General features: G+C 37.5%; 9 protein-coding genes. All 9 read left to right on the top strand.

All coding sequences use genetic code 11. The annotated features are described in order from the left end of the window. Positions 1-85 precede the first annotated feature (85 nt). The 9 genes from ACIGAM_RS14070 (at position 86) to ACIGAM_RS14030 (ending at position 13,443) form a co-directional block, all read left to right on the top strand. Positions 86-511, top strand: coding sequence for an HYC_CC_PP family protein (locus tag ACIGAM_RS14070; RefSeq protein WP_396512112.1), 426 nt, complete (start codon positions 86-88; stop codon positions 509-511). Between the two features lie 121 nt (positions 512-632). Further along, positions 633-4,388: an efflux RND transporter permease subunit gene (locus tag ACIGAM_RS14065; RefSeq protein WP_396512111.1), complete on the top strand. Its 3,756-nt coding sequence runs from the start codon at positions 633-635 to the stop codon at positions 4,386-4,388. Positions 4,389-4,486: 98 nt separating this feature from the next. Then, positions 4,487-5,731, top strand: a complete 1,245-nt coding sequence (locus ACIGAM_RS14060) for a TolC family protein (protein WP_396512110.1) — start codon at positions 4,487-4,489, stop codon at positions 5,729-5,731. A 13-nt stretch (positions 5,732-5,744) separates the two neighbouring features. Continuing rightward, complete coding sequence (locus ACIGAM_RS14055; RefSeq protein WP_396512109.1) at positions 5,745-6,356, top strand: hypothetical protein; 612 nt, start codon at positions 5,745-5,747, stop codon at positions 6,354-6,356. Between the two features lie 94 nt (positions 6,357-6,450). Then, positions 6,451-9,177 (top strand): heavy metal translocating P-type ATPase, encoded by a 2,727-nt coding sequence (locus tag ACIGAM_RS14050; RefSeq protein ID WP_396512108.1) that lies wholly within the window; start codon positions 6,451-6,453, stop codon positions 9,175-9,177. Between the two features lie 3 nt (positions 9,178-9,180). Beyond that, complete coding sequence (locus tag ACIGAM_RS14045) at positions 9,181-9,882, top strand: PepSY domain-containing protein (protein WP_396512107.1); 702 nt, start codon at positions 9,181-9,183, stop codon at positions 9,880-9,882. A gap of 18 nt (positions 9,883-9,900) precedes the next feature. Beyond that, a complete protein-coding gene (locus ACIGAM_RS14040) occupies positions 9,901-10,386 on the top strand; it encodes a DUF305 domain-containing protein (protein ID WP_396512106.1) in 486 nt (161 codons plus the stop codon). Positions 10,387-10,419: 33 nt separating this feature from the next. After that, positions 10,420-12,141, top strand: coding sequence for an efflux RND transporter periplasmic adaptor subunit (locus tag ACIGAM_RS14035; RefSeq protein WP_396512105.1), 1,722 nt, complete (start codon positions 10,420-10,422; stop codon positions 12,139-12,141). A gap of 219 nt (positions 12,142-12,360) precedes the next feature. Further along, positions 12,361-13,443 (top strand): 3-oxoacyl-ACP synthase III family protein, encoded by a 1,083-nt coding sequence (locus tag ACIGAM_RS14030; RefSeq protein WP_396512104.1) that lies wholly within the window; start codon positions 12,361-12,363, stop codon positions 13,441-13,443. Positions 13,444-13,656 lie beyond the last annotated feature (213 nt).

The raw sequence follows: 13,656 nt of genomic DNA, 5'->3' as shown, positions 1-13,656 counted from the left end.
TTTTAGATTTTATAAATAGAAGCCTGTAAATTGAATGTTGCAGGCTTTTTATTTGCAATCTGAATTTGTGTATCTTTGCAGTATTATGAAACAAGTTTTTAACCAAATAATGGCTGTTCTAATGGCATTTGTAGTATTGTGTACTACAATGTCATTTACTGTGAATATGCATTATTGCGGCGATACGCTTGTAGATTACTCACTTACCAATCATGCCAAATCCTGTGGTATGGAGGTAAAGCAGGATAATAAAATGGCCGGTTCTTGCGACACTATAATTAGTACACAATCGTGCTGCTCAGATAAAACCATAAGTGCTGAAGCTCAGGATGATCTAAAACCGGTTTTTCATCCTTTAGATTTAGAACATCAATTTATTGCGGTTACATTTTTATACAGTTACGTTTCTTTATTTAATTTAGAAACTTTAGATACTACTTCTTATACGGCATATTCCCCGCCCACTTTGATACGAGATACACAGACGCTCGATCAGGTTTTTATCATTTGATAGTTTATTGAGAAGAATATGTTCTTGCATGTTCTATTTAATTTTTCGCAGTTGCGGAAGAATTTAGTGCGTTTCAACTAGTTGTTGAAATTCAGAATTCCCATCTCAATACTAATTTCTTATGCTCAATAAAAGCATCAAATTTTTTATAGAAAACAAGCTTGTCGCGTTTTTGATTCTTGCAATCTTTATAGGTTGTGGAATTTCGACGGCACCTTTTAATTGGGATACGGGCTTAATACCCTCAAATCCTGTGGCAGTTGATGCCATTCCAGATATTGGCGAGAACCAACAAATTGTCTTCACAAAGTGGCAGGGGCGTTCTCCTCAGGATATAGAAGATCAGATAAGTTATCCGCTTACTTCTGCGTTACTAGGTATTCCGGGGGTAAAAACGATTCGTAGTTCGTCTATGTTTGGTTTTTCAAGTATCTATATCATTTTTGAAGAAGACATAGAATTCTATTGGAGTCGCAGTCGCATTCTTGAAAAATTAAATTCGTTACCGGCTACATTATTACCTGATGGTGTAAATCCCACACTAGGCCCAGATGCAACAGGCCTTGGTCAAATATACTGGTACACTTTAGAAGGTCGTGATCCTGACGGTAATGTAACTGGTGGTTGGGATCTACAAGAATTAAGAAGCATACAGGATTATTATGTAAAATATGGTCTTGCTGCCGCGGGTGGAGTTTCTGAGGTAGCATCTATAGGGGGTTATGTACAAGAATATCAAATAGACGTAAACCCTGAACTGCTAAGGCAATATGGCTTAGGTCTTGAGACATTAGTAAACGCTGTAAAAGAGAGTAATCAGGAGATTGGAGCACAGACCTTAGAAATTAATAAGGCCGAATATCTGGTAAGGGGTTTAGGCTACGTAAAGTCTATTTCAGATATCGAGAATGCTGTAGTTTCTTCAAAAGACTACACAGCTATACGAGTAAAAGATATCGCAAAAGTTAGTCTTGGGCCGGCACCAAGACGTGGTATTCTAGATAAAGAAGGAGCAGAGGTTGTAGGTGGAGTTGTGGTGGCGCGCTATGGGGCTAACCCTATGGAAGTTATTACTAACGTAAAAGATAAAATAAGCGAAATAAGTGGTGGTTTACCTAGTAAAGTCTTAGCAGATGGCACTAGATCGCAACTCACTATTGTTCCTTTTTATGACCGTACGGTACTTATTAAGGAAACCTTAAATACGCTTGATGAAGCGTTAACGATGGAAATTCTCATCACCATTCTGGTTATCATTGTGATGCTTTTTAATTTAAGAGCTTCGGTGCTTATTTCTGGTCTGTTGCCCGTGGCAGTGTTGATGGTATTTATAGCGATGAAACTTTTTAATGTAGATGCTAATATTGTGGCGCTATCAGGAATCGCAATAGCCATAGGTACGATGGTAGATGTAGGTGTAATTCTCACCGAAAATATGATTCGGCATCTCGATGCGTCTAATGCAGAAACCGGAGATCGCCTACCGCTTAATACGGTTATCTACAATGCAACTGCAGAAGTTTCGGGAGCCATTGTAACTGCTGTTCTCACAACGATAATTAGTTTTATTCCGGTGTTTACCTTGATAGGTGCAGAAGGAAAATTATTCTGGCCACTGGCATTTACAAAGACAGCGGCTTTAACGGCTTCGCTGGTTATCGCATTATTTTTGATTCCTCCTTTTGCAGCCTTGATTTTCCGTAGAAAGAAAATTAAAAAAACCGCCGCTCTAGGAACACAGATGATACTCATCATTTTAGGAGGTGTTGCTGTAGGGTTTGGCTATTGGCTGGGTTTAATTTTAATCGCTTTTGGAACGCTCGCATTACTGCGCAGGTATAAAAAATTACCACTACATGGTTTACCGCAAGCGGAAATGATACTGGCAATCATCGCCATTGTATATTTATTAGCAACCTATTGGCGTCCTTTAGGTTTTAACCGAAGCATTCTAATCAATCTATTTTTTGTATCGCTTATTTTTATACTGTTCTTTGGTGCATTCTGGCTGGTCAAACACTTCTACGAGCGTATTTTGAGATGGGCTTTAGCAAACAGGCTGCTGTTTTTAATGATTCCGGCTACGGTTTTAATTTGTGGTGGTTTTATTCTTTCTAATACCGGTAAAGAATTTATGCCTTCTTTAAATGAAGGAACTTTTTTATTAATGCCTACATCCTTGCCACACGCCGGTGTCGAAGAAAATAAACGGGTTTTACAGCAATTAGATATGGCTGTTGCAAGTATTCCTGAAATTGAAACGGTTGTTGGAAAAGCAGGACGTACTGAGTCTGCACTAGACCCCGCACCCTTGTCTATGTATGAAAATATCATTCAGTATAAACCCGAATATATGCTGAATAGTGAAGGAAAAAAGCAACGCTACCGCGTGGACGAAAACGGCTATTTTATTTTAAAAAATGGGGGGATTACTTATAATCCCAATTTAAATTCAGCTTCTCAAAATGATGTCAGCTTGAACGCAGTCGAGCATTTTTTTCCAGTTACCTCAGAAAAATTAATTGCTGATGATTCTGGCGAATATTACCGAAACTGGAGACCAGAAATAAATTCACCAGACGATATCTGGAATGAGATTGCACGTGTTTCAAAACTGCCTGGCATTACATCTGCGCCAAAACTTCAACCTATAGAAACACGGCTTGTTATGTTACAAACCGGGATGCGGGCACCTATGGGTATTAAAGTGAAAGGAGATAATTTACAGGAAATTGAAGCTTTTGGGTTACAGCTTGAATCTATTTTAAAAGATACAGAAGGCGTTAAAAGCGAGGCGGTTTTTGCAGATCGTATCGTAGGTAAGCCTTATTTGCTTATAGATATTCAACGCGAGCAATTGGCGCGTTACGGCATTTCTATTCAAGATGTACAACAAGTTCTAGAGGTTGCCGTAGGCGGCATGCCTATAACACAGACAGTAGAAGGCAGAGAGCGCTATATGGTGCGCGTACGTTATCCCAGAGAATTACGTGAAAATCCAGATGATCTCAATAAAATCTATGTTCCCGTGAGTAATGGGGCTCCCGTACCCTTGGGTGAACTTGTTAAAATTAGATATCAGCAGGGACCGCAGGTGATTAAGAGTGAAGACACATTTCTGGTAGGTTATGTACTTTTTGATAAACTAGATGGCTTTGCCGAAGTTGATGTAGTTGAGAACGCACAGTTACTGGTTCAATCAAAAATAGATTCGGGTGAGTTATTGGTTCCTCAAGGCATTAGTTACAAGTTCACCGGCACTTATGAAAATCAATTGCGCGCAGAGAAAACACTTTCTGTAGTTATTCCGATGGCGTTAATAATTATTTTTCTCATTCTTTACTTTCAGTTTAAATCTGTAACCACCTCATTGATGGTTTTTACAGGAATCGCAGTTGCTTTCGCCGGAGGCTTTATTATGCTTTGGTTATATGGGCAGGATTGGTTTTTGAACTTTCGTTTTTTTGGAGAAAATTTAAGGGATTTATTCAATATAAAAACGGTGAATTTAAGTGTTGCGGTTTGGGTTGGTTTTATTGCGTTATTTGGTATTGCTACAGATGATGGTGTGGTTATGGCGACTTATTTAACCCAGACTTTTAACAAGGAGACTCCAGAAGATCTAAAAGGTATTCGCAATGCTACACTAGAAGCAGCCACTAAACGTATACGACCTTGCTTAATGACTACGGTAACCACAATACTCGCTTTATTACCGGTGCTTACTTCAACGGGGCGCGGTAGTGATATTATGATACCTATGGCGATACCTGTTTTTGGTGGGATGATTATAGATGTGACTTCCTATTTCATTGTACCGGTATTGTACAGTTGGAAAAAGGAACGAGAATTTAGGAAATTAAGGGTCAATAGTTAATAGCATGAAGATTAGTCAGTTTAAGGAAGTAAAACTCAACCTGTTGAAGCCTGTCACACAGTCGAAGCAAGTCTGGATTATAAATAATACGTGTAGAAATGAAAAATAAACAAACATATTGCCACCGCACTTTAGTCGCTATGTTGTGCGCTATTCTGGCTTTATTTAAAATGGAAGCACAGGATCTGGCAGGATATATTGAACAGGCAGAAACGAACAATGCTGATTTAAAGGCTTATGAAGTACGGTATTCTATTGCCCAGGAAAAATCTAATGAAGTAAAAAGTTTGCCAGATACAGAGTTTGCGGCAGGCTATTTTGTGAGCACTCCGGAAACTCGGGTGGGAGCACAGCGCGCCCGGTTTTCAGTTAAGCAGATGTTGCCCTGGTTTGGTAGTATTAACGCCCGAGTAAATTACCAGGATGCACTAACAGAAGCGACCTATGTTGAGTATACTATTGCAAAGCGAAAGTTACGTCTTGAAGTTGCCCAGAGCTATTATGAGTTGTACCGCATTAAGGCAAGTGCTGCGGTCTTAAAAGAAAGTTTAATGCTGCTTAAGAGTTATGAAGAGTTAGCTTTAAACTCAGTTGAAGTAGGAAAAGCATCGGCGGTAGATTTCTTAAAAATACAAATACGACAAAATGATTTGATTGCTCAGCTAGAGGCTTTAGAAGAAGATTTGAAAGCTGCGAAAATTCAATTTAACAGCGTTTTAAATGTTAGCGAGACGACACCGGTTTACCTAGTAGATAGTTTAGTAATGCCGCAACGAGATATAGAAGTTTCCATTGAAGAGATTTCTCAAAATCCAGAAGTTTTGCAATACGACAAACTTTATGAGAGCATTACGCAGTCTGAATTAGTAAATAGAAAAGATGCAGCACCAAAACTGGGGGTGGGACTTGATTATATACCGGTTTCTGAACGTACAGATATGAATATAATAGACAACGGAAAGGATGTTGTTATGCCTATGATTTCGGTTTCGGTGCCTATTTTTAATTCAAAATACAAATCGGTTTCCCGACAGAATGAACTTAAGCAGGAAGAATTGAGCGCTCAAAAAAACCAACAGTTAAATATGTTGAAAAGTCTTTTTGCAGAGGCTTTAAAGAATAGAAATACCGCGCGTATAAATTATACTAAAGAAATAAAGAATTTAGAACAGGCTCGTGATGCTGAAGAAATATTGCTTAAAAATTATGAAACCGGAACGATAGATTTTAATGAAATTCTAGATATACAAGAATTGCAATTACAATTCAATCAAAATCAAATAAATGCAGTACAGCGCTATTATGAGCAAACAGCATTAATCAATTATTTAATTACATTTTAAAAACAAAGATACAATGAAAAATACAGTAAAATTTATGGGTATTGCCGCTATAACCCTAACACTAGGCGCTTGCGGGAATGATAAGAAAAACGATAATGAGGAAGAATCTTCTGAAGAAGTGGTAACTCGAGACGAGCAAATGATGAATACCGTACAAAATGATGAGGGTACTAAGACTATAGAATCCACTTCAAAATCATCAGAAATGAGAATAGATAAAGCTATTTTATCTTTTAAAGACGACACTTCAAAAGGAGTGTGGGCTTCTTACAATGCAGTACGTTTGTCGCTCATAGCATCAGATTCTGAAAAAGTAAAACAGGAAGCAGCAAACTTAGCAATGATATTTGGTGAAAATAATATCAAACTAAAAACTGCTGCAGAAGCAATGGCTACAACAGAAGATTTAGAGATACAGCGTAAAGCTTTTTCTCAATTTTCAAATGCTGTTCAATCCTATTTTAAGAAGAATATTAATGCAGGAACACTTTACAAACAACATTGCCCTATGGCACTAAACGGTAAAGGAGCAGACTGGTTATCAAATGAGTCGGCAATTAAAAATCCGTATTATGGTGATAAAATGTTGAACTGTGGTACGGTTACGGCAACCATTACTAAGTAATTTAATTGAAGAATAAACCGGTTGTTTAATTTATCGCTATATCCTCTAGCCCAGTACTTTTAAAAACCAATTTGTAATTTCAAATTATTAAGAAATGACACATATCTATACAGTTACAGGAATGACATGCAAGGGTTGCCGCAATCACGTAGAGCAAACTCTGTCTAAGGTAGAGGGTGTGATAGGTGTAAGTGTTGACCTCGCTGATGCAGAAGCTGTAATCGAGATGGAAAGGCATATTGAACTTAAAAAATTTCAAGAGGTGCTGGAAGCAGACGGTGGTCTTTATGGTATTGAAGAACTAAAAAGGCACAAGGCAATAACGCATACGTATACTATTACCGGAATGACATGTAACGGATGTCGCACACACGTGGAGCAAACACTTTCTAATGTGAAAGGCGTTAAAAACGCGAGCGTTGATTTGGCAAAAGCCGAAGCCGTAATTGAGATGGAACAGCACATTTCTATTACGACCTTTCAAAAGGCACTGGCAGAAGATGATGGTAGTTATGAAATTCTTAAGCCCGGAGTTAAGCCTGATAAACATTCGCAAAAAGCGAAAAAGACCTTAAATACTAATGGAACCGGGACCTTTTACTGTCCTATGCATTGTGAGGGAGATAAAACCTACGATAAGCCGGGCGATTGTCCTGTTTGTGGGATGGATCTTGTAGAAGAGCAATCTGCGAATGCAGTAACCAGCACGCAATACACCTGCCCTATGCATCCTGAGATAGTCGAAGACGAACCTGGTAGTTGCCCCATTTGCGGTATGGATCTAGTTCCTGTAGAACCCGATCTTTCGGCGGAAGAAAAGACCTATAAAAAACTATTGCACAAATTCTGGATTGCATTAGGTTTTACCCTGCCGGTATTTCTCATTGCGATGAGTGAGATGATCAGCAACAACCCTTTATATGATTTGATACCGCTTAAGTACTGGAACTGGGTTCAGTTTGCACTATCTATACCTGTGGTTTTTTACGCTACCTGGATGTTTTTTGAACGGGCCTGGCGTTCTATAAAAACCTGGAATCTCAATATGTTTACCTTAATAGGTATAGGAGCAAGTGTAGCCTGGGTTTTTAGCGTTTTTGGAATGCTATTCCCAAATTTTTTCCCACCACAATTTAAAACAGAGTCCGGTACTGTACACGTCTATTTTGAAGCGGCAACGGTAATTTTAACGCTGGTTTTAATGGGACAGGTGCTTGAAGCGCGAGCACACAGCAAAACTAATTCTGCAGTTAAAGAACTTTTGAAATTGGCACCTAATAAAGCTATAAAAGTGGTTGATGGGGAAGAGCAGGAAGTTAAAATAGATACAATTGAGAAAGCTGATGTTTTGAGAGTTAAGCCGGGAGCGAGAATTCCGGTTGATGGGGTAATTACCGAAGGAGAAACTTCGGTAGATGAGTCGATGATTACCGGTGAACCTATTCCGGTTAGTAAAACGACCGGCGATAAAGTGAGCAGTGGTACCATAAATGGGAAACAGACCTTTTTAATGAAAGCCGAAAAAATAGGCGGAGAGACCTTGCTTTCGCAAATTATAGAAATGGTCAACAAGGCGAGTCGCAGTCAAGCTCCTATTCAAAAATTGGCAGATAAAATTTCGGGATATTTTGTGCCGGTAGTTGTTGGTATTTCGATTATTACTTTTATAATTTGGGCGATTTTTGGCCCTGAGCCGGTTTATGTTTACGCGCTGGTAAATGCTATCGCAGTGCTTATTATAGCTTGCCCCTGTGCTTTAGGTTTAGCGACGCCCATGTCTTTAATGGTAGGTGTGGGTAAAGGCGCGCAAAATGGGGTATTGATTAAAAATGCCGAAGCACTCGAGAAAATGGATAAAATTGATGTGCTTATTATTGACAAAACAGGAACAATAACCGAGGGAAAACCATCTGTAGAAGCCATTGGTTCTTCTGAAGGCTTTGATGAGAATCAGGTTTTAGAATACATAGTCTCCTTAAATACATTGAGTGAGCATCCATTAGCAGAAGCGACTGTTCGTTATGCTAAAGAGCAAAATGTACCATCGGGGAAAGCCGAAAATTTTAATTCGGTAACAGGAAAGGGAGTAACAGGAAATCTAAATGGTAAGACTCTTGCTTTAGGAAATTTAAAAATGATGCAGGAAGCAGATGCCACTATCCCGGAAGGGTTGATGCAACAAGCTACGGAAGCACAGAAAAAAGGCAAAACTGTATCTTTTCTTTCAGTAGATCAAAAGGCGGTAGGTTATATCGTTATTTCTGATAAAATAAAGGAAACAAGTAAAAATGCGATAGAAATTCTTAAAGAAAAGGGAATAGCAGTTGTGATGCTTACCGGCGATAATGAAGATACAGCTCGTGCAGTAGCAGAAGAACTCAATCTAACCGATTTTAAAGCAGGAATGCTTCCGCAGGATAAATTAAGTGAAGTAGAACGCTTGCAAAATGAAGGTAAAAAAGTAGCGATGGCGGGTGATGGTATTAATGATGCACCGGCTCTGGCACAAAGTAATGTTGGTATTGCGATGGGTACAGGAACAGATGTTGCGATAGAAAGTGCTGCAATAACTTTAGTTAAAGGGGATTTGCATGGTATTGTAAAAGCCAGAAATCTAAGTGATGCTGTGATGAAAAACATTAAGCAGAACCTGTTTTTTGCCTTGATATATAATTCTATAGGTGTGCCGGTTGCTGCAGGAGTATTGTATCCGGTTTTTGGAATTTTATTATCTCCTATGATTGCTGCATTGGCAATGAGTTTTAGTTCGGTATCTGTAATTGCAAATGCATTACGTTTACGGAATAAATCATTAGACTAAAAAATGAGTAAAATTAGAATCAGAAAAAAAATTAGAAAAACCCATAGGTATTTAGGGCTGTTCATTGGGGTTCAATTTATATTTTGGACGGTAAGTGGCTTGTATTTTAGTTGGACAGACCTTGACGAGATTCACGGAGATCACTTTAAGCAAGATCAACAGCCGGTTGCATTTCAGGGTTTGGTGAGTCCATCTGCATTAGATTCTACCTTAAAAATAGAAACGCTTGCGCTACGCGAAATAAATGGTGAGCCCTATTACTGGATAAATCGCAACCTACTTTACAATGCTAAGACAGGAGTGCTAAAGGGTGAGATTTCTGAAGCGGAAGCACTAAAAATTGCATCAACTAGGATGTTACCAGAGCTTAAAGTTTCTGGAGTTGAAAAAATAGATCAAGTTGATAAGCATCACGAGTATAGAGAGAAATTACTTCCGGCGTATGTTATAAGTTATGCAGGTGATGAGACAATTAAAGCGTACGTATCAATTTCAGATGGTGCATTTCAAACGGTACGACACCGCAATTGGCGCTGGTTTGACTTTTTATGGATGACCCATACAATGGATTATGAAGGTAGAGATAATATAAATAACTGGCTACTTAGAGCCTTCTCCATTTTAGGCTTAGTAACTGTTTTAAGCGGCTTTATATTATGGTATATAAGCTCACCCACTTTGAGAATGTTGAGAAAAAAGAAGTAGAATTTTAAAACCAATAGGATGAAAGCGGAAAACAAAAGTTCTAATTCGCACAAAGGCAATTACACTAAGTTTTTAATGATGCTTGGTTGCTCATTTATTGCGATGTACATCACGATGTATTTAAATACTTATAAGATTGATCACGTATATTTTAGCCTAACGCGTTTTTATATGAGTTGTTTGGGTATTTGTACAATGGCTGTAATTATGTTGTTGTTTATGCTAAAAATGTATAAAAGCAAGTCTAAAAATGCAGCAATCTTAATAGGAAGCGTTCTTGTTTTCTGCAGTGTACTTTATCTAGTACGTTCTCAAAAGCCGGTAAATGATATTACATGGATGAGAGCTATGATTCCGCATCACTCCATAGCTATTTTAACCAGTAAGCGGGCAGACATTCAAGATCCTGAAGTAAAGAAACTAGCAGAAGATATTATCAAAGCGCAAGAAAAAGAAATAGGAGAAATGAAATCAATAATTAAGCGCTTAGAAGCGGCTAAATAAATCTTTTTTTCTTCGGAAGTAAAATATAAAACTATGAATAAATCTGTTGTTTACATACTTATCGCCGCTGTTTTGGGTTTGGGATTAGGATATATATTATTTAATACTACGACTAAGAATTCGGTGGCTAATGATGAAGCATCTCACGAACATAGTGCCAATGAATCGGTTCAATTGTACACCTGCTCTATGCATCCTCAAATTATACGTGAAGAGCCAGATGACTGCCCTATCTGCGGAATGGATTTGGTTGAAAAAGAGTCTAATGCCTTTGGATTGTCTGCAAATCAATTTAAAATGTCTGAAAATGCTATGGCGCTTGCAGACATTCAAACCTGGGTAATAGGAAACTCTTCTGAGTCAAATGCCGCAAGTATTACACTTTCGGGTAAAATTGCTGTTAATGAAAACGAGACTGCAACACAGTCGGCACATTTTGACGGGAGAATAGAAACCTTAACCATAAAATCTTTAGGACAACAAGTCGCTAAAGGGCAACGTGTAGCAACCATTTATTCACCAGAACTCGTAGCAGCTCAACAAGAATTAATCACCGCTTCAAAAATTAAAGAAACACAACCCAGACTCTATGCAGCAGTGCGTAACAAATTTAAAAATTTAATGATAAGTAGTTCTGTTTTAAATGAGATTGAAAAAACAGGAACTATAATTACGCGGTTTCCTATATACTCAAATGTTTCTGGGGTAGTAACAGAAATTTCCGTAACTGAAGGAGCCCACGTAATGAATGGAAGCGCCATTTTTAAAGTAAGTAATTTATCTAGTATTTGGGCAGAATTTGATGTGTATGAGCGACAGCTAAGTCAACTTGAAAAAGGGCAAAATTTAGCTATAAAAACAAATGCCTATCCTAATAAAACCTTTACGGGTGAAATTTCTTTTATAGATCCTATTTTAAATACAGACACACGTACCGTTATAATTAGAGCAACGCTTAAGAATTCTGAAGATTTATTTAAACCGGGAATGTTTGTATCGGCTACTGTAGAAAATAATAACAGTGCAGCTACCACAGATATTAATATACCGGCTTCTGCTATATTATGGACGGGCGAACGCTCACTCGTATATGTAAAACCAAACCCTACGCAGTCGGTTTTTGAAATGCGAGAAGTAAGCTTAGGTCCAAAAAAGGAAGACAGCTATAGTATTGTTTCCGGGTTATCACCTGGCGAAGAAATTGTAGTTAATGGTACGTTTACAGTAGATGCGGCAGCTCAACTAGGCGGTAAAAAGTCGATGATGAATAGTGGAGTAGCAGTAGCTGTCGAAAATGATTCAAAGCCGGCAGTGCTTCCTGAAGAGGTACAGGAACAAGTTAAGCAAGCAATCCCTACTTATTTAGCAATGACGGAAGCTTTTATTGCTTCTGATGTTTCTAAAGTTTCCGCGAATGCGAAAAAATTTAAAGAACAATTAGATAAAATTGATAATGCAGCATTAGAAACTGTAGATAAATCACATTTTTCTAAAATTACACAAATGCTCACAGCCATTAATAGAGCAAAAACAATTGAGAATCAGCGAGAACATCTTGTTTTGTTAAATGAAAATATGGCTGCAATTGCTAATAGAGTAAAAAAATTAAATACTACATTATATTTGCAGCGTTGTCCAATGGCAAATGATAGTAAAGGAGCCGTATGGCTTAGTGAATCTGAAGAAATTAAAAATCCATATTACAGTGATACGATGCGCAGTTGTGGGAGCATAATATCAATATTTAAGTCTTGAAAGCGGTGATTTTTTAAAATTTAAAAACTACTCAGGAATGACGTTAAGTATCTGAAATTCAATATTTTAAATTTATTTTGTTAGCGCTGAACATTGTAATAAAAAGGGGTGTGTAACGCCAATTAACTAATAAGATTGTATTTTAACCCACTTATGTTTAAATATGATCTATTCTAAATGTAAACTAAAGGTGTAAGCTGCGACTAAATGCAGGAATTTATGACAAAGAAGATATACAGCACGATTACCGGTACAGGAAACTATATACCTGAGAGACGCATAAAAAACAGTGATTTTTTAAATCATGAGTTTTATGAATCTAATGGAAACCCAGTAGCAAAAGATAATAATTATATTATCGAGAAATTTCAAGAAATCACAACAATTGAAGAGCGGCGCTACGTCACCGATGATTTAGTGGCTTCAGATATTGCCTATTTTGCAGCACAGGAAGCTATAAAAGATGCTGGCATAGATCAAGAAACACTAGATTATATTATAGTTGCGCATAACTTTGGCGATGTAAAACACGGCTCAAATCGCAGTGATATGGTACCTGCTCTTGCTGCGCGTGTAAAGCATAAATTAAGAGTTGAGAATCCAGATTGTGTAGCTTATGATTTACCATTTGGCTGTCCAGGTTGGTTGCAGGGAGTAATTCAGGCAGATTATTTTATTAAGTCTGGAGATGCAAAAAAAGTTCTTGTAATAGGTACTGAAACGATTTCACGTATTATAGATAGGCACGACAGAGACAGTATGATCTATGCAGATGGTGCTGGAGCGACTATTTTAGAAGCTGTAGAAAGTGAATCACCTATAGGGTTACTGGCTCATAAAACGAGATCAGATACCTACAGATATGCAGAAATGCTTACGATGGGATGTTCCTATAATTCTACAGATTCTAATAAAGATGATCTTTATCTAAAAATGAATGGTCGCAGACTATATCAATATGCTTTAGAAACAGTGCCATTATCTATTAAGGCGTGTCTGGATAAAGCTGGTAAGGATATCTCTGACGTTAGTAAAGTGCTTATACATCAAGCTAATGGTAAAATGGATGATGCTATAATTGAGCGTCTATATAAATTATATGATATAGATGAGGTACCAGAAAAGGTGATGCCTATGATTATATCTTGGTTAGGTAATTCTTCTGTAGCTACAGTGCCAACATTACTTGATCTTATTCTTAAAGCAAAAGTAGAAGGACACACGATTAAACCGGGAGACTGTATTGTATTTGCCTCAGTAGGAGCGGGTATGAATATAAATGCTGTAGTTTATAATTATTAGTATTTAAATGCTAGAAAACAAAAAAAGCGCTATCAATAGCGCTTTTTTGTTTTACTGTTTTTCTAACAATAATAACTTAATAATAAAAATTAAGATAGAAATAATTATATACTCAAAATATTATTTTAAATAATATAATACTTAAGGATTTCTTAAAATTTAACACCGCGTTAAAATTATATTCTTAAAAGGTTTATTTTTGAATACTATCTC

The sequence above is a fragment of the Leeuwenhoekiella sp. NPDC079379 genome (assembly GCF_044542075.1).
Lineage (GTDB): Bacteria > Bacteroidota > Bacteroidia > Flavobacteriales > Flavobacteriaceae > Leeuwenhoekiella.
The sequence above is the reverse complement of the archived record's forward strand: the minus strand, read 5'-3'. Positions and strand labels throughout refer to the sequence as shown.